Source organism: Brevibacterium sp. S111, from assembly GCF_004745075.1.
In the GTDB taxonomy this organism is placed as follows: Bacteria; Actinomycetota; Actinomycetes; order Actinomycetales; family Brevibacteriaceae; genus Brevibacterium.
This window is the reverse complement of the sequence record NZ_RHFH01000017.1, coordinates 1-16,814: the sequence shown is the minus strand read 5'-3', so window position 1 is coordinate 16,814 and position 16,814 is coordinate 1. Positions and strand designations below refer to the sequence as shown.

14 protein-coding genes and 1 pseudogene are annotated in these 16,814 nt (G+C 64.3%); 11 read left to right on the top strand and 4 right to left on the bottom strand.

What is annotated here, in order from left to right; genetic code table 11:
- The first annotated feature begins 46 nt into the window (after positions 1–46).
- The 5 genes from mfd to eno all read left to right on the top strand — a co-directional run bounded on the left by mfd (position 47) and on the right by eno (position 6,785).
- On the top strand, positions 47–3,637 hold the full coding sequence (mfd, locus tag EB836_RS15825) for a transcription-repair coupling factor (protein ID WP_135542109.1): 3,591 nt from the start codon (positions 47–49) through the stop codon (positions 3,635–3,637).
- Positions 3,638–3,751: 114 nt separating this feature from the next.
- A complete protein-coding gene (locus tag EB836_RS15820) occupies positions 3,752–3,946 on the top strand; it encodes a CsbD family protein (protein WP_135542107.1) in 195 nt (64 codons plus the stop codon).
- Positions 3,947–4,010: 64 nt separating this feature from the next.
- Positions 4,011–4,469, top strand: a complete 459-nt coding sequence (locus EB836_RS15815) for a MazG nucleotide pyrophosphohydrolase domain-containing protein (RefSeq protein WP_240690064.1) — start codon at positions 4,011–4,013, stop codon at positions 4,467–4,469.
- Positions 4,466–5,365 carry a tyrosine-protein phosphatase gene (locus EB836_RS15810; RefSeq protein ID WP_135542105.1) on the top strand — a complete coding sequence of 300 codons (900 nt, stop codon included), beginning with the start codon at positions 4,466–4,468 and terminating at the stop codon, positions 5,363–5,365. The genes EB836_RS15815 and EB836_RS15810 overlap by 4 nt, the downstream gene beginning before the upstream one ends.
- A gap of 139 nt (positions 5,366–5,504) precedes the next feature.
- Complete coding sequence (gene eno / locus EB836_RS15805; RefSeq protein WP_135542103.1) at positions 5,505–6,785, top strand: phosphopyruvate hydratase; 1,281 nt, start codon at positions 5,505–5,507, stop codon at positions 6,783–6,785.
- 312 nt (positions 6,786–7,097) lie between these two features.
- Here eno and EB836_RS15800 read toward each other — a convergent pair whose 3' ends face one another.
- Positions 7,098–8,108, bottom strand: a complete 1,011-nt coding sequence (locus EB836_RS15800) for a DUF559 domain-containing protein (protein WP_135542101.1) — start codon at positions 8,106–8,108, stop codon at positions 7,098–7,100.
- Positions 8,109–8,529: 421 nt separating this feature from the next.
- Here EB836_RS15800 and EB836_RS15795 point away from each other — a divergent pair, with 421 nt between their 5' ends.
- The 5 genes and pseudogenes from EB836_RS15795 to EB836_RS15775 all read left to right on the top strand — a co-directional run bounded on the left by EB836_RS15795 (position 8,530) and on the right by EB836_RS15775 (position 13,313).
- On the top strand, positions 8,530–9,018 hold the full coding sequence (locus EB836_RS15795; RefSeq protein ID WP_135542100.1) for a septum formation initiator family protein: 489 nt from the start codon (positions 8,530–8,532) through the stop codon (positions 9,016–9,018).
- Positions 9,018–9,497 (top strand): annotated as a pseudogene (locus tag EB836_RS15790) (DUF501 domain-containing protein); the annotation flags it as partial. The gene EB836_RS15795 and the pseudogene EB836_RS15790, both read left to right, overlap by 1 nt.
- 156 nt (positions 9,498–9,653) lie before the next feature.
- Positions 9,654–10,598 carry a Ppx/GppA phosphatase family protein gene (locus EB836_RS15785; RefSeq protein WP_135542095.1) on the top strand — a complete coding sequence of 315 codons (945 nt, stop codon included), beginning with the start codon at positions 9,654–9,656 and terminating at the stop codon, positions 10,596–10,598.
- Positions 10,595–11,839, top strand: a complete 1,245-nt coding sequence (locus EB836_RS15780; RefSeq protein ID WP_240690063.1) for a S8 family serine peptidase — start codon at positions 10,595–10,597, stop codon at positions 11,837–11,839. The genes EB836_RS15785 and EB836_RS15780 overlap by 4 nt, the downstream gene beginning before the upstream one ends.
- Positions 11,840–11,930: 91 nt before the next feature.
- Complete coding sequence (locus EB836_RS15775) at positions 11,931–13,313, top strand: NAD(P)/FAD-dependent oxidoreductase (protein ID WP_135542093.1); 1,383 nt, start codon at positions 11,931–11,933, stop codon at positions 13,311–13,313.
- Between the two features lie 118 nt (positions 13,314–13,431).
- On the opposite strand, the gene EB836_RS15770 is transcribed toward EB836_RS15775, so the two are convergent.
- Positions 13,432–14,037: an NAD(P)H-binding protein gene (locus EB836_RS15770; RefSeq protein WP_135542091.1), complete on the bottom strand. Its 606-nt coding sequence runs from the start codon at positions 14,035–14,037 to the stop codon at positions 13,432–13,434.
- A gap of 112 nt (positions 14,038–14,149) precedes the next feature.
- On the opposite strand from EB836_RS15770, the gene EB836_RS15765 reads away from it, so the two are divergent.
- Positions 14,150–14,551 carry a helix-turn-helix domain-containing protein gene (locus tag EB836_RS15765; protein WP_135542089.1) on the top strand — a complete coding sequence of 134 codons (402 nt, stop codon included), beginning with the start codon at positions 14,150–14,152 and terminating at the stop codon, positions 14,549–14,551.
- 122 nt (positions 14,552–14,673) lie between these two features.
- Here EB836_RS15765 and EB836_RS15760 read toward each other — a convergent pair whose 3' ends face one another.
- A complete protein-coding gene (locus EB836_RS15760) occupies positions 14,674–15,117 on the bottom strand; it encodes a hypothetical protein (RefSeq protein ID WP_135542087.1) in 444 nt (147 codons plus the stop codon).
- Between the two features lie 385 nt (positions 15,118–15,502).
- On the bottom strand, positions 15,503–16,426 hold the full coding sequence (locus EB836_RS15755; RefSeq protein WP_135542085.1) for a LysR family transcriptional regulator: 924 nt from the start codon (positions 16,424–16,426) through the stop codon (positions 15,503–15,505).
- Between the last annotated feature and the right edge of the window lie 388 nt (positions 16,427–16,814).

Sequence of the window (16,814 nt, the reverse complement as noted above, 5' to 3'; positions counted from 1 at the left end):
CAGACACCGGATGGGCCGTGTCAGGTGCGTGGCCTAGACTGTTCGGGTGCTCAACGGACTTGATCTCACCCGCCAGAACCCCGCCGTCAACGGACTCGTCGCCGCCTTCAACGACCCGGACTCGGGTGGGGGCAGGATTGATGCGATCAAGGGACTGTGGCCGTCGATCCTGCGTCGGACGGTCGGCGCCGCGGGAGCAGCCTCGGCGCCGCAGCTCATCGTCACCGCCACGACCCGTGAGGCCGAAGACCTCGCCCAAGCGCTCGCCGACTGGGTGCCAGCCTCCTCCATCGCGATCTTCCCCAGCTGGGAGACGCTGCCGCACGAAAAGCTGTCCCCACGCTCGGACACCGTCGGCCAACGCCTCGAGGTGCTCCGCCGCCTGGCCCACCCCAGCCCGGGTCGAGAGCTGAGTTTCATCCTTGCGCCCGTGCGCGCATTCCTCCAGCCCGTGGCGAAGGGGCTGGGGGACATCGCGCCGGCCGAGCTCGCCGTCGGCGACGAATCCGAGATCGACGACCTCGCCGCACGACTGACGGAACTCGCCTACTCTCGCGTCGACATGGTCTCGCGACGGGGCGAATTCGCCGTGCGCGGCGGCATCGTCGACATCTTCCCGGCCACCGCTGAGCGGGCGCTGCGCGTGGAGTTCTTCGGCGACGAGGTCGATGAGATCCGCGAATTCTCCGTCAGCGACCAACGCTCCATCCCCGCCGCCGAAGGGGAGGAACCGCTGACCCTGTCCGCACCGCCGTGCCGGGAGCTGCTCCTGACCGATTCGGTGCGCGAACGCGCGGCGAAACTCGCCGAGGATGTGCCCGGTGCTGCGGACATGCTTGAGAGGATCGCCGGCGGAGTCGCCGTCGAAGGCATGGAATCGCTGTCCGCCGTCCTCGCCGACGGGATGGAGCCGATCATCGCGCTGCTGCCTGCGGAGTCGAAGATCATCATCACCGAACCCGAGCGAGTCGAAGCCCGCGCCGCAGACCTCGTGGAGACGACGAACGAATTCCTCGAAGCCGCGTGGGCCGGAGCCGCCGCCGGGGGAGAGTCCCCGATCGACCTGTCCGCGGCGAGCTTCCGCACCGTCGCCGAAATGGCAGAGGGCGCTCGCCTCATCGGGCTGGCCTGGTGGGAGCTCGGGGGTTTCGCCCATGATGAGGAGCTCGCCGACCCGGAGGAGAACATCTTCGCCGTCCCGGCCCGTATCCCCAAGGGCTATGCCGGTGACGTCGAAGCGATCCTCGCCGATGTCAGGGACCTCATCCATGACAAGTGGCGGATCCTTGTCCTCACCGAAGGACCGGGACCGGGCCACCGGATGGTCGAAGTCTTCTCCGAAGCCGGAGTGCCCGCCACCTTCGTCGACGATCCCACGGACCTGCCCGAAGCGCTCGTGACTGTGACGACGGCTGCCTCGTTCGGCGGATTCGTCTTCGACGATCTCAAACTCGCCGTTCTCACCGAAGCCGATGTGCTCGGGCGGGCGGCGGCCACCTCGACGAGGGACATGCGGCGGCTGCCCACCCGACGTCGGCGCAACCAGGTGGACCCGCTCAATCTGGCCCCCGGCGACTACGTCGTCCACGACCAGCACGGTGTGGGACGCTTCGTCGAGATGACACAGCGGACGACCGGACGCGGTGCGAACAAGCACACCCGCGAGTACCTCATCATCGAATATGCTCCAGCCAAACGCGGCCAGCCCGGTGACCGTCTCTACGTCCCCAGCGACGCGCTCGATCAGGTCACCCGCTATGTCGGCGGCGAGAGCCCGAGCCTCAACAAGATGGGCGGGGCGGACTGGCAGACGACGAAGGCCAAGGCGCGCAAGGCAGTCAAGGAGATCGCAGGCGAACTCATCCGGCTCTACTCGGCTCGGCAGGCCACAGTCGGTCACTCCTATGGGCCCGACACACCATGGCAGCGCGAACTCGAAGACGCCTTCCACTATGTCGAGACCGCCGACCAGCTCACGACCATCGATGAGGTCAAATCGGACATGGAGAAGACGGTGCCGATGGACCGTCTGATCTGCGGCGACGTGGGCTATGGAAAGACGGAGATCGCGGTTCGTGCCGCGTTCAAAGCGATCCAGGAGGGCAAGCAGGTCGCGGTGCTTGTGCCGACCACGCTGCTTGTCCAACAGCACTATGAGACCTTCGCCGAACGGTATTCGGGATTCCCCGTCACGATCGGCGCGCTCTCCCGGTTCCAGTCGAAGCAGGAGTCGGAGAAGGTCAAAGAGGACTTGGGTGCAGGCAAACTCGACCTCGTCATCGGCACCCACCGGCTGCTCAGCGGCGAGGTGCGATTCAAGGACCTCGGACTGGTCATCATCGATGAGGAGCAGCGCTTCGGTGTCGAGCACAAGGAGACGCTCAAGGCCCTGCGGACCAATGTCGACGTGCTCGCAATGTCCGCGACACCGATTCCCCGCACCCTGGAGATGGCCGTCACCGGCATCCGCGAGATGTCGACCCTGGCCACGCCTCCGGAGGAGAGGCACCCGGTCCTGACCTATGTGGGCAGGCGCGAGGACAAGCAGATCAGGGCCGCGATCCGCCGTGAGCTCATGCGCGAAGGTCAGGTCTTCTACATCCACAACCGGGTCCGAGACATCGAGGCCGTGGCCGGGCATATCGCCGAGATGGTGCCCGAGGCCCGGATCGCCATCGCCCACGGCAAGATGAACGAAACCCGACTCGAGCAGGTCATCGTCGACTTCTGGGAGAAGAAGTACGACGTGCTCGTGTGCACGACGATCGTCGAGACCGGCATCGACATCGCCAATGCGAATACACTCATCATCGACAACGCCGACCGCTACGGGCTCTCCCAGCTCCACCAGCTGCGCGGGCGAGTCGGTCGCGGCCGGGAACGCGCCTATGCCTATTTCCTCTACCCGCCGGACACCCAGCTGACCGAAACCGCCCACGACCGACTGACGACGCTGGCTGCGCACACCGAACTGGGTGCCGGCATGCAGGTGGCGATGAAGGACCTGGAGATCCGCGGTGCCGGCAACCTCCTCGGGGGTCAGCAGTCCGGTCACATCGAAGGCGTCGGGTTCGACCTCTACGTCCGACTCGTCGGCGAAGCCGTCGCGAAGTTCCGCGGTGAGGAGACCGAACCCGAGGCCGATATGCGCCTCGAACTGCCCGTCGACGCGCACCTGCCGGCCGAGTACGTCGACCACGAACGGCTGCGCCTCGAGGCGTACCGGAAGCTGGCGGCGGCAGCGAACGAAGACGAACTCCAGGAAGTCCTCGATGAACTCGTCGACCGCTACGGCCCCTATCCGGCACCGGTCGGTGTGCTCGCCGACGTCGCCAGGCTGCGCATCCGTGCCCGCGCCTCCGGCGTCAGCGACATCGTCGCGCAGGGCAACTTCATCCGCTTCGGCCCGGTCGAACTCGCCGGCTCGCAGGTGGTCAGGCTCAAACGCCTGTACCCGAAGGCGCTGCTCAAACCGGCGTTGCGCTCCGTCCTCGTGCCCAAACCGATGGCCGGAACCGGGTTCGATGCGAAGGAGATGACCGATTCTGACATCCTGCGCTGGGCCCATCAGTTCCTCGACGCGATCCTGCCCGTCGTCGAGTCCGAGGCCACCCAGGAGACGGTCGAGAACACGTGAGAATTCCCCGACTGTTCTCCAAGCTTCCGCTCACCAGCGGCAGCGGTGGCGTAGAGTGCGAAGAGCGGAGCACTCCGCAGTAAGCGATACACCATTCGACGAAGGAGAATCGCCATGGGCGTTGACGACAAGTTCGAGAACAAGGCCGAAGACCTCGGCGGACGTGCCAAGGAATCCATCGGAGACGTCACCGGTGACGACGAACTCAAGGCCGAAGGCGCAACCGATCAGCTCAAGGCCAAGGCCAAGGACGTCGGCGAATCCGTCAAGGATCTCGGCGCATCGGTCAAGGACAAATTCTCGAAGTGACCATCGCAACGGCCCCCACTGCCTCGGTGGTGGGGGGCCTTTCGCGTCGGCAGGAGGACAGCGCGTGGATGAGCCCGCAGCCGAAGAGGACACCTCAACTCGGCACGTGGTGGCGGCGATGGCGACCCTGCGCAGACGGTGCCCTTGGTCGAGCCGACAGGACCACCGCAGCCTTGAGAAATACGCTCGCGAAGAGACCGAGGAGCTCATAGAAGCTCTCGAGGACTTCACCGCTGCACCGACATCGGCCCACCGTGCGGCAGTGGTCGAGGAGCTCGGCGACGTGTTCTACCAGGTGCTGTTCCACTCCGCTCTGCTCGACGAGAGCGGCGGACACGAATACGGGCACAGCCTCGGGACCATCATCGACGGTCTCGAGGAGAAGCTCATCCGCCGCCACCCGCTGGCCTTCGGCGAAGACGCCGGGGAAGAGATGGCCGCTTTGGAAGATGTGGAACGCGAATACCGCCGGATCAAAGCGGAAGAGAAGACCGCGCGGCGCAGAGAGGACGGAAATCGATGAGTCTGGAGCGTCTCGAGATCGAGGGCACCTTCAACTTCCGTGACCTCGGCGGCGCTCGCACGCAGTCCGGGGATAATGCGGTGCGACTCGGGAAGGTGTTTCGAGCCGACGGCCTGGCACGGCTGACCGACCGGTCACGCGCCGATATGCGCGAACTCGGCATCGGTGCCGTCGTCGACATGCGGGACATCGGTGAGCGTTCGAAGCTGCCCGACACCCTCGACGGGCTCGAGGTCGCCCACATCGAACTTCCTGTCTTCGAGGATCATTTCTTCCCCAGTCGACCGATGAGCGTCGAGGAGATGAGGGCCGCCGCCGAGGCGACGGGAATGGATCTCAGCGATCGCTCGCTCGAGCGCATCTACGACCTCATGATCACTCATTTCGGGCACCGGCTGGCCGCGGTCGTCGACACCGTCGCCGATCACTGCGGAACAGGTGTCGTCTTCCACTGCTCTGCGGGCAAGGACCGCACCGGTGTGGTCGGAGCGTTCCTGCTCGACCTCCTCGGCGTGGGCAGGGAAGCGATCATCGACGAATACGCGATCACCTCCACTCACCTCTCCGGCGGGTTCCTCGACTCGATCACGAAGAACTTCGCTGATGCCGGCATCTCCGGAAACCTCGCCGCGACCGCCACGGCCGCCCCTCCCGAACTCATGCACGAGGTCATCGATAGGATCGAGACCGACTACGGGGCCGCCTCGGCGAATGGAATCGGAGTCGGCGGCGCAGGAAAAGGCTCCGACACCGGCAGGATCGCTGCCAACAGAGCAGGCGCCGGCGGGATCGGCACCGGCGGGGCAGTGGAAGCGTATCTGCTCACCCACGGAATGGACCCGTCCACCCCGCAGCGGCTGCGCGAGTGTCTGCTCGAACCCGCAGCCGAGGCCTGAACGATCGCGGACAGTCGGCGCCGCGGCGGGGCCGGCCAGTGTCATGCGACGAACAGAGAGTGAGCCCCGTCGTGCGTTGCATTAAGCTGTCCTGCAGGCACATGTTCCCCATGTGAAACCAAAAGCTAAGGAGTACTCAGTGGCTGAGATCGTTGCCGCAAATGCCCGCGAAATCCTGGATTCCCGGGGAAACCCCACCGTTGAGGTGGAAGTGCTGTTGGCCGACGAGTCCGTCGGTCGTGCCGGAGTCCCGTCCGGCGCCTCCACGGGAGAGTTCGAAGCCGTCGAACTGCGCGACGGAGATCCCGAACGCTACCTGGGCAAGGGAGTCACCCAGGCCGTCGACGCCGTCGTCGACGAGATCCACGAAGTCATCGCCGGGCTCGAGAGCGACGATCAGCGACTGGTCGACCATGCGCTCATCGAGCTCGACGGCACCGACAACAAGTCCCGCATCGGCGCGAATGCGATGCTCGGAACCTCGCTGGCCGTGGCTCGGGCGGCAGCGGTTTCGGCGGACCTGCCCCTCTACCGCTACCTCGGTGGCCCGAACGCACACGTCATGCCCGTGCCGATGATGAACATCCTCAACGGCGGGTCACACGCGGACTCGAACGTCGACATCCAGGAATTCATGATCGCCCCGATCGGTGCCGCAAGCTTCCACGAAGCGCTGCAGTGGAGCGTCGAGGTCTACCACGCGCTCAAGGGCGTGCTCAAGGAACGCGGTCTGTCGACCGGACTCGGCGATGAGGGCGGGTTCGCCCCGAACCTCGACTCGAACGCCGCGGCACTCGACCTCATCCTCGAAGCCATCGACCTCGCCGGACACCGTCCCGGACGGGACATCGCCGTCGCCCTCGACGTGGCCTCCTCGGAGTTCTACAACGATGGAGTCTACGAATTCGAAGGCGGCAAGAAGACGGCCGAAGAGATGGCCGCCTACTACGAGGAGCTGCTCGCGAAGTACCCGCTCGTGTCCATCGAGGACCCCCTCGACGAGAACGACTGGGAGGGCTGGGCGACCCTGACCGAAGCGATCGGTGCGAAGGTCCAGCTCGTCGGCGACGACCTGTTCGTGACCAACCCGGAGCGCCTGCAGCGCGGAATCGACAGCGCCACCGCGAACTCGCTGCTGGTCAAGGTCAACCAGATCGGCACCCTCACCGAAACCCTCGACGCTGTGTCCCTGGCGCAGACGCACGGGTACACGACGATGATCTCGCACCGTTCGGGCGAGACCGAGGACACGACGATCGCCGATCTGGCTGTGGCCACGAACGCCGGTCAGATCAAGGCCGGTGCCCCGGCCCGGTCCGAACGCGTTGCGAAGTACAACCAGCTGCTGCGCATCGAAGAGCAGCTCGGCGATGCGGCACGCTACGCCGGTCGCGGAGCCTTTCCGCGCTTCGAAGCCTGAGCGAACCCGGCAATCACGGGACACAGGTTCCTGAGGAACTCCCCGAGGCGGGGCCGGACGATCAGCGGTCGTCCGGCCCCGCCTCGGTGCGTGCAGACGGGGTTGCTCTGGTGCGGACGGGCGAGACCATCTCGGCGCGGACGGCTGAGGGAGGGCGAGACTGCCTCGTTGAGGACGGGCGAGACCATCTCGGTGCGTTGGTTCGGGGCATCCCTCACCGTTGCCGTCGCGTGGCACCGCCGGCCGCACTCCCTCCAGCTGGCGACACGTTGCACCGGTGCACCGGGAGGAGCTAGCGCGAACGGTGGGTGATCATGCCGTCTGTGGCTGTGAGCGGCGGATCGCCCGAAGGATCTCCTCGAATTTCGTCTCCCGAAACAGCTCCTTCCAGCTGATCCTGATCACCCGCCAGCCTCGATCGCGAAGCCACTGCTCGCGGCGGCGCTCCTCTTCGAGTTCCGTTCGCGGGACTCCCGAGCCCAGATAGAGCTTGCCGATGCCGTCGATCTCGACGATGAGACGCGCCTGGCTGTGGCGGAAGTCGACACGGATGTCACGGCGCAGATTCTCGGTGCGGAAGGTGATCTGCGGTTCCAGTCCCGTGATGCCGTGCTGGAAGAAGCGGACCGCGGCAATCGCCTCGGCGGGGGATTCGCGGCGGGAATCAGCGAGCTCGATCGCCAGCTTCACCTTGCTGATATTGCGCTTCTCCAGGCACTGGGCGAGGACAGTGCGGATCTGGTCTTTCGTGGTCAGTCCACGGTGCAGCGCATCGTCGAGCATGGCCACGGAGATGTCGAGGTTGTAGCTGCGGGCGACATCGATGAGGGTGCGCTCGAGCGTGGTGACCTCAGCGCCGCAGCCGGTGACGGCACGGTGGTTGGGCGGAATGAGATTCCCGCGAACGTGGATGCTCTTGAACCGCCGGTTGGTGCCGGGGCGGACGACTTCGACCTGGTGGGTGACTGGGTAGGCGACCGGGAGGTTGTGGATGAGGGCTGCGGAGATGTGAGAGAAGACCTCGGGCGGCGGATTCGGCTTCGAGGCATCGGTGCGAAGATCGGACTGCTGGTTGTGCCGCGCCATCACCGAGGCGTTGAGGTCCTCGACCTGATCGCGGATATCGCCGTGTTCGACGAAGGTCTTGTGGACCTTCTCATGGATGCTGGCCCACAGCGGCTGATGGGCCTTTTGATCGCAGACATGTTTGACGAGATAGACGCCTCTCGACAGCCGCCGCAGACAGCAGGTGCGGGCACGTCTGATATCACTGTGGCTGAAACCGAGTCTGTTGAGTTCTTCTGTGCCGATGAGTTTGTACATGCACTCAAATTGCATGAAACGGCAGCAAAGTGCAATGGAGGGCTGTTGATATGTGGATAACACTGTTGATACAGGCGCGTGAATTCAAGGGTGTGGGTGTGGAGTGGGTGGTGCTTTCGCGTGGTCGCGCGGTGGTGGTCACGCGGTATCAGTCACCGGTAGTCACAGAACATCCTGCCGGACCGGTGCGTGGCATCGGTTCCGGTGTTGGATGCCTCACTGACTGTAGGAGGCGCCGCGAGCGGGAGAACGTGACGCTTCCGGTGCTGGACGGGACAACGCGCGCCGGGCCGGGTCAGCGGGCAGGGTGCGGAATCGAACACGCCACGGGGCCCAAATCCTCGCGCGAAGTGAGCGGACACGGCACACTTGGAGATGTTGCGACACCCTTCCCCGATCCCCAGTCGCAGAGGAAAGAAGCATGGTCCCGAGCAAGCCCAGACGCAGTGCCCCGAAGTCGGCTCCAGGTAAGGCCGCCCCTCGTCGACGGTCGAAACCCGTCGTCGAAGCCGACGCCAGCGCCGAAGCGCGCAGCCGCCGCATGTCCTGGCGCACGGGAATGTTCCTCCTCGTCATCGCCATCGTCCTCTTCGCATTCCTGTCTCCGCTGAATTCCGCACTCAAGCAGGCCCAGCAGATCGCCGCTCTGAACAACGAGATCGAAACAACGAAATCCGAGGTCAAGAGCCTCGACGAGAAGAACAAGAACCTCAAGGATCCCGACTACATCAAGCGCAAAGCGCGCGAAGACCAGTACTACGTGGAGAAGGGCAAGAACGCGGTCATCGTGACCAACCAGGATGCCGTCGAGGAGGATTCCGAGGCAGATCGACCGGTTGCCAAGCAGGCCTGGTACCTTGAGTTGCTGGAGTCCATTCAGGAGACCGGCAATACCGTGGAGAAGAGCTGATGATCACAGAGTGCACCGAGGCGGATTTCGCAACCCTTCACGACCAGCTCGGGCGCATTCCCCGCGGAGTCGTCGGCATCGCAGCTCGCAGCACCGCCGGTGAACCTCTCGTCGTCGCCACGGCCCCCAGGCTCGAGGACGGCACCCCGTTCCCGACGACCTTCTACCTCACCCATCCCGCCTATGTCGCCGAGTGCTCGCGCCTGGAGGCCTCCGGGATCATGGCCGAATGGACGACCGAGGTCGGCGAGGACGAAGAGCTCGCCGCTGCCTACGCCGCCGCCCACCGGGCCTACCTGGCCGTCCGCTCCGAGATCGGGGCTGCAGCCGGACTGGCCGAAGTCGAGGAGATCAAGAACTATTCGGCCGGGGGAATGCCCACCCGCGTCAAGTGCCTCCACGCCCTCGTCGGCCATTCGCTCTCCGCCGGGCCCGGAGTCAACCCGATCGGTGACCGTGCACTGTCCTTCATGAACGATGTGCCCCCGATCGCCGCACCGGATCCCGAGCCCGCCGCCACAGGTGCCGGATCGTCCGACCCCTCGGACGCTGCCGAACCGTCCGCGCAGGCGACTGCTCCGACTGACACCGCCGAGGCGATTGCCGCCACCGAACCGACTGACTAGGATCCGACCATGCGAGTTGCTGCCTTCGACTGCGGGACGAATTCTCTGCGCCTGCTCATCGCGGATGTCGCCGACGGCACCCTCACCGATCTTCGCCGCGAGACCCGGATCGTGCGGCTGGGCCAAGGTGTCGATGCCACCGGCGAATTCGCTCCCGAAGCTCTGGAGCGCGCCTTCGCTGCGGCGAAGGAATTCGCCGAGGTGGCCGTGGAGTACCAGGTGGAGAGGCTGAGATTCGTGGCGACCTCGGCCAGCCGCGATGTGAAGAATCGCGATGAGTTCTTCGCCGGCATCTTCTCGATCCTCGGCATCGTCCCCGACGTCATCACCGGCGAAGAGGAGGCACGACTGTCCTTCCTCGGCGCCACCGCGGATCTCGAGGCCGCAGAGGGGCCCTTCGTCGTCATGGACCTCGGCGGCGGATCGACCGAACTCGTCCTCGGCCAGGGCGACGTCGAGGCGGCGGTGAGTATGGACATCGGATCCGTGCGTCTGACCGAACGCCACATGCCCGTGGAGACTCCCGGCGAGGATCAGACCCGTGCGGCGATCGCTGATATCGACGCCCAGCTCGATCGGGCCGCGCAGACGGTCGACTTCTCGGCCCCGCGCACCTTCATCGGCGTTGCCGGCACCGTCACGACCATAACCGCCGGCGTGCTCGGACTCGACAGCTACCAGCGAGACCGCATCCACGGCGCCCATATCAGCGTCGCCGACATCGAGGCCGAATCCCGCAGACTCCTCGCCATGGACCGCGAAGCCCGTACCGAACTGCCGTACATGCATCCGGGACGCGTCGATGTCATCGGTGCCGGCTCCCTGCTGTTCGCCCGCATCACCGCCCGCTTCGACCAGGCGGTCACCGCTGCAGGCGGGACACTGGACATCCGTATCTCGGAGACTGACATCCTCGACGGAACCGCGCTCGACCTGGCGCTGACGAGCTCGTGAGGGCCACCGCCAGACTCTTCGCCGCCACCGTCCTCGTCCTCGGCCTCATCGTCGGCACCACCCAGCCGGTCATGGCCGCGCCGAAGGCGGGGCCCGGTCAATGGTTCATCAAGGACTACGGCATCGACAAGGTCTGGAAGAAGTCCACCGGCAAAGGTGTCAAGGTCGCTGTCATCGACTCGGGCGTGAACACCGACCATGAGGATCTCGGAGGGGTCGTGACCTCAGCGAAGGACTTCAGCGGACTGGGAAAAGACGGAAAGACCCCTATCGGCGGCAAGACCACCATTCACCACGGCACTGCCGTCGCCGGAGTCATCGCCGGCCAGGGAACCGGAGCCGGACCGACCGGAGTCGCCCCCGATGCGAAGATCCTCTCCGCCTCGATGTGGCTGGGCCCTGACCGCCCGAAGGAATCAGGATCGACTCGTGAACAGGCCGAAAAAGCCCTCCGCTGGTCCGTCGACTCCGGAGCCAAAGTCATCAACATGTCCTTGGGATGGGACGATCCGGGCTGGCCGGAGAGTTGGGATGACGCCTTCGCCTACGCCTATAAGAAAGACGTTCTCATCGTGGCCTGCGTCGGCAACGCCTCACAGGGCGCAACTCAGGCCTGGTCGCCATCGACAGTCCCGGGAGTCATCGGTGTCGGGGGATTGGACAAGAACGGACGCGTGCTCGACGACTCCACTGCACCGGGCACGGCCGTCGACCTCATGGGGCCGGCCAAGGACATCCCGATCCCGTACTACAGCGGCGGGTACGCCGAAGGGCAGGGGTGCTCGTTCGCCTCACCGATCGTCTCCGGAGCGGCTGCGCTCATCCGCTCCGACAACCCGAAGCTCACCGCCGATGAAGTTCGCGCAAAGCTGCAGTCGAGCGCGAAGCCGGTCGCCGGTCACAAGGCAGTGAGCACGGAGGACAAACCCGATCCGACCGTCGGTTGGGGCAGGCTCAACCCGCAGGCGGCGGTCAAGGCGAAAGTCCCGGGCAAGATCGTCTCCGCAGAGACAGAACTGGCGGACTGGGTGAAGATGCATCGTCGTGGCGAGGCGAAGGCGAAGGAGACCGAGACTGCCGCTCCGGACGAGAGCGAGAGCCCGCGAGCCGTTGCTCCCACAGACATCGCGGCCTCGCAGTCGACACCGATCTTCGGCTTCGCCGTCCTCGGCGTCGGCGCCCTGGCCACGCTTGTCCTCCTCGTCGCCTCAACCGTTTCCTTCGCTCGTCGCCGCCGGTGAATCAGGCCGGTGGAACGGCTCTGATCTGGGGCGTTCTGAGCCTACGGAGAAACAATTAGTGAAAGTTTTCACAAGGGTCTAGCATGGGAATATGGCACTCATCAGAAACTCGAAACTGCGTCCACGAATCCTCGTCGTCGGTGGCGGCTACCTCGGCCTGACCACCGCCCAGAACCTGCTGAAGAACCTCGGTCGGGGCGAAGCCACCGTCACCGTGGTCGACCCCAACCCGTACATGACCTATCTGCCGTTCCTCCCCGAGGTGGCAGCCGGTTCGATTGAGCCCCGTCACGCCGTTGTGCCGCTGCGCCGCAACCTGCCGGGTGCAGAGGTCATCACCGCGAAGGTCACCTCGATCAACCACGCCGAGAAGTTCGCCACCATCGAGCCCGACAACGATGAGGCATTCGAACTCGACTACGATCACATCATCCTCGCCGCCGGTTCGGTCGCTCGCGCGCTGCCGATTCCCGGTCTGAAGGAGAACGCGATTGCGCTCAAGCGCATCGAAGAAGCCGTCGCCCTGCGCGACCACTTCCTCTCCCGCCTTGCAGACGCTTCGCTGATGGAAGACGACGAGGAGCGCCGCAAGGCTCTGACCTTCGTCTTCGTCGGCGGCGGATTCGCCGGCATCGAGGCGCTCACGGAGCTCGAAGACCTCGTCCGTTCGGCCATCGCCCAGTATGAGACGCTGACCGAAGCCGATGTCCGCTTCGTCCTCGTCGAGGCCGTCGACCGCGTCATGCCCGAGGTCGGCGAAGCACAGGCCCGGTGGGTTGTCGAGCACATGCGTGAGCGTGGAATCGACGTCTACCTCGAGACCTTCCTCCAGGACTGCACCGATAAGCACATCAAGCTCTCCAACGGCGAGGAATTCGACGCCGACACCATCGTGTGGTCCGCCGGCGTCAAGGCCAATCCGCTGCTCGTCGATTCCGACCTGCCGATCAACGAACGCGGCAATGTCACCGTCCGCGCCGATCTGCGTGTCGAGGGCGACGACGGAGTGGTCGAGGGCGCTTGGGCAGCAGGCGACAACGCCGCTGTGCCCGACCTCTCCGGAGGCGGAGTGGCAGGCTTCTGTGTGCCCAACGCCCAGCACGCTTCGCGTCAGGCTCCGGTGCTCGCCGCCAACGTGCTCGCCGCTCTGCGGGGAGAAACGGAGTTCAAGCAGTACTTCCACAAGACGATCGGCTCGGTGGCTGGTCTGGGTCTGTACAAGGGCGTGTCGCAGATGGGCGACTTCGAGGCCCGCGGACTTCTCGCTTGGCTGATGCACCGTGCTTACCACGGCTACGCCATTCCGACCCTGGACCGCAAGGTCAAGGTCTTCGGCAACTGGTTCCTCAACGCCGTGCTCGGCCGCGATGCCATGCCGTTGGCCGACCTTGATGTTCCGCGCAAGAACTTCGTCGAGGCCGCTAACTCGAAGCCGGCTCCGAAGAAGGAACCCAAGGAACCTGCCAAGGCCTGATCCACTGCAACCGGTGCCATCCGGTGACAGGCCCTGATGAGACGACCGACGCCGGGGATGCATGAGTGCATCCCCGGCGTCAGTCATATCTGCAGACTCTGCTGCGAGTTCGTCCTGCTCAGTTCGCGACGGTGAAGCGGGCGTCGATGTGCTTGGGATCGGCGATCTCATCGACCATTGCGACAGCGAAGTCCTCGGCCGAGATCGAGTCGCCCGCAGGCACCTCGAGCTCGACGTTGTAGGAACCGGTGCGCTCACCCGGAGCGATTTCCGGGGCGGGGGAGATGAGCGTCCACGGGGACGGATTCGCGGCACGCAGAAGCTCGAGGGCCTTCGTGCCGGTTTCGGCCTCAGCCTTGTACGCGGGAGGGAAGCCCTCCGTGTCTTTGAGCATCGTGTCCCCGGCGAACAGCGAACCGGCACCGCCGACGACGAAGAGTCGAGCGTCGCCGGTGGCCTTGGCCAGAGTCGACAGCGCGTTAAGCCATTCTTGGTGGTCACCGCCGGTGCGGCTGGGGCCCGTGGTGGAGACGATGACATCGTGGTCGGCGGCCATCCGTGCTCCGAGCTCCGCATTGGCCATATCACCGGTGATTGAGCGGGCCGCTCCGGCCACCTCGGCGCCGGACCGAGTGATGGCGGTGACCTCGATCCCGCGGGAGGCCGCCTCCGCGACGACGCGAGAGCCGATCATTCCCGATGCTCCAAAGAGTGCGATCTTCATAAGAGTCCCTTCGTTCTTCGTGCGGCGCGACTGCGGTGCACGGTGGATGTCGTAATCTGACTTTCCTAAGGTATCTTTTGGATAGCGAGTACCTCAAGGATACTATGGAGCTATGAGTGTGAAAGTTCGCTGGGAAGGCGATGCCTTCGACCCCGAATGCCCGACTCGAGTGGTTCTTGACCGCGTCGGAGACAAGTGGACGGTGCTTATCGTCGACATTCTCGATTCCGGTCCGAAGCGCTTCAACGAGATCCGTCTGGCCATCGGCGGGATCACCCCGAAGGTGCTGACCTCGACCCTGCGGTCGCTTGTCGCCGATGGTCTCGTGGTCCGGGAGGTCTTCGCCGAGGTTCCGCCGCGGGTGGAATACTCGCTCACCGGCCTCGGACGATCGCTGCAGGATCCTGTGGCAGCGCTCCGGGAGTGGGCAGAGGCCAACGTCGCGGAGATCGTCGAGAACCGGGACCGCCATGACGAGCCACAGGTGTCCGAAGGCATGCGAGCGTTCCGGTGACCGGAGCCAGACGGTCAACCGGCCGCGGGCCCGGGCGCTTCGGCAGAATCGATGGGTCGCATCTCGACCAGTCGTGTGGTGGATACCGTCACAGTCGTACCGCGGAGGAACAGCAATAGGGATCAGGCGCGGGAGAATTCCCCGAGCACGGTGACGAAATCACGCAGCTCTCCGGCGACACGATAGACCCGCGGCTGGCCTGAGTAGACCCAGTTGTTCGTGATGATCGAGGCGCTGCCGCCGTTCGTCGCCTGTTTGAACTCGGCGACGTCGAGCGTCGCAAGATGATCCTCGACGAGGCGGCTGCGTAGGTCCGGGCCCATCTGCACCCAATGATCGGCGGCTTCGAAGCCGATCTCCGTCCAGTCTCCACCGGTCTCACGGAAGGCGAACGGGCGACCCTGCGACGGGAAGTCGGCAGTGGTGGAGCCGTCTGCCGAAGCGGGGGAGGCCGACTCGGTGGCGGTGATGATGACGGCGGGTCCGTGCTGCGTACGGGCGAGATCATCGTCGACGGAGGCGATCGGCTGGGGTGCCTGACCGGGGCTGAGAAGAAGGAACGACATAAGACGATCATGCCGCAAACGGCGGAAATCGGCGATCTCGGTCGGCACTCGACACCGACAAAGAATCGTCCCCCAGTGGGACTCGAACCCACACTGAATCGATGTGGAGTCATAGTTTTCGCGAGTTTCCGTGGGGTGGCTTCTGCCCCGAGAAATCGAGGAACGCGATGCTTCTGAGGTTCGCTTAGTTGCCATGAGTTTCCGTGGGGTTCCGCTGAAAAAGATGGGTAAACGTGGGGTGAGTGGAGTTATTTAACCGAAATGAAGCATCGCGGTAGAAGGATGCTGTCAGCGCGGCCGGCGAAAACGAACGAGATGGCCACTGGCTTTGAGGAATGGTCGCCTGTGCTCGGCCACAATGAGCGCCAGGAAGCTTGCCTGATGCTCAGTGTCCATCAACGCCAGCTTGTGCGGCCTCAGAAAAGTGGTCGCTCAAGAACCGAATCGCTTCGTCAACCTTCCGTGATGTGTGGGCTCCTCTCGGCAAGACAGCACTAATCGCGTTCCTCGGCACCGTATCTGCGGCCGGAATCTCAATGACACCAGGTCCCGGTGCGCTGGTCTCGCCGGGGAGTGCGTAGCGGAGAGAATATCCCAGTCCGTTCGCGACCAGAGCCATCACCGTTGCCAGGTTGGTGCTAGTCCATCTGATGCGGGGTTCCACTCCAGCATTTCGCATGAACTCGATCGATCTGTCACGGCTGGGAGGCAGATCGATCAGGATTGCGGACTCGTGGGCCACCTCGCTGAATGAGATCGATTTCCTACTGCATAGAGGGTGCTCAGCCGGAAGCATGATCTTCAAGATTGCTTCTGTGATGTCGTGAGAATGGACCGCTTCGAGAGTCTGCCGGGAGAATACGAATGCCATATCGAGAGCGCCGTCGATGAGCGCCTGCTGGAGGTCTCCGGCGGAGCCTTCTCGGTAGTTGAAGGTCACTTGAGGGTAGTGCCTTTCGAAGTGTGCGGCTAATGGCGGCACGACTTGAGGGGAAAGGGAAGACACGCACCCGATTTCGAGCACCCCTGAGATCTCCGAAGTTCCGGTTGCTGCCACCTGTTCTATCTCGGCTGTCATCGCAACGACGTGGCGTGCACGCGCTGACAGTTCTCTTCCGGCGCGGGTCGGTACGACCCCTTTGGACTGTTGTCGGATGAGCAGATCCGTGCCAAGGCGGCTTTCCAGTTGTGCAATCGCCATCGACACCGTTGCCTGAGTGACGTTGACCTTCTTCGACGCTGCGGTCACCGAACCGGCGTCGACGACAGCGACGAAATATTCGAGTTGACGAAGCGTGAGCTCACCCATCAATTCCGCCTATGTAGTACTTCACAAGTATTGATTCTACAAAATTAATGGCGTAGACCACACTGGGAACCAGATGTCCTATCGAACCGCTTGAGGAGCAACGCCGACCCATGACCAAGGCAAACAGTCCGCACATCATCACGTTGGGAACCGCGGGCGGACCACGCTGGTGGCGTTATCAAGGACAGAGCGTACGCGCGGGAATCTCGACTGCTCTCGTCATCGGCGAAGCTGTGTACTTGATTGATTGTGGTTATGGAGTGTCAACGGTCAGTAGGAACTGCCCATAGACGGCCACGAGAATTGCCCACTGGTGGCCAATAAAACTGCCCGCTGGTGGCCACGATTTCTGCCCATCGACTCGTTGTGTCCAGTCGTGACCACCCGG

Bases quoted from the DNA above. Each gene is read 5' to 3' on its own strand.
- EB836_RS15820 (WP_135542107.1), top strand. From the start codon at position 3,752: ATGGGCGTTGACGACAAGTTCGAGAACAAGGCCGAAGACCTCGGCGGA.
- EB836_RS15810 (WP_135542105.1), top strand. From the start codon at position 4,466: ATGAGTCTGGAGCGTCTCGAGATCGAGGGCACCTTCAACTTCCGTGAC.
- EB836_RS15800 (WP_135542101.1), bottom strand. From the start codon at position 8,108: ATGTACAAACTCATCGGCACAGAAGAACTCAACAGACTCGGTTTCAGC.
- EB836_RS15795 (WP_135542100.1), top strand. From the start codon at position 8,530: ATGGTCCCGAGCAAGCCCAGACGCAGTGCCCCGAAGTCGGCTCCAGGT.
- EB836_RS15785 (WP_135542095.1), top strand. From the start codon at position 9,654: ATGCGAGTTGCTGCCTTCGACTGCGGGACGAATTCTCTGCGCCTGCTC.
- EB836_RS15775 (WP_135542093.1), top strand. From the start codon at position 11,931: ATGGCACTCATCAGAAACTCGAAACTGCGTCCACGAATCCTCGTCGTC.
- EB836_RS15770 (WP_135542091.1), bottom strand. From the start codon at position 14,037: ATGAAGATCGCACTCTTTGGAGCATCGGGAATGATCGGCTCTCGCGTC.
- EB836_RS15765 (WP_135542089.1), top strand. From the start codon at position 14,150: ATGAGTGTGAAAGTTCGCTGGGAAGGCGATGCCTTCGACCCCGAATGC.
- EB836_RS15760 (WP_135542087.1), bottom strand. From the start codon at position 15,117: ATGTCGTTCCTTCTTCTCAGCCCCGGTCAGGCACCCCAGCCGATCGCC.
- EB836_RS15755 (WP_135542085.1), bottom strand. From the start codon at position 16,426: ATGGGTGAGCTCACGCTTCGTCAACTCGAATATTTCGTCGCTGTCGTC.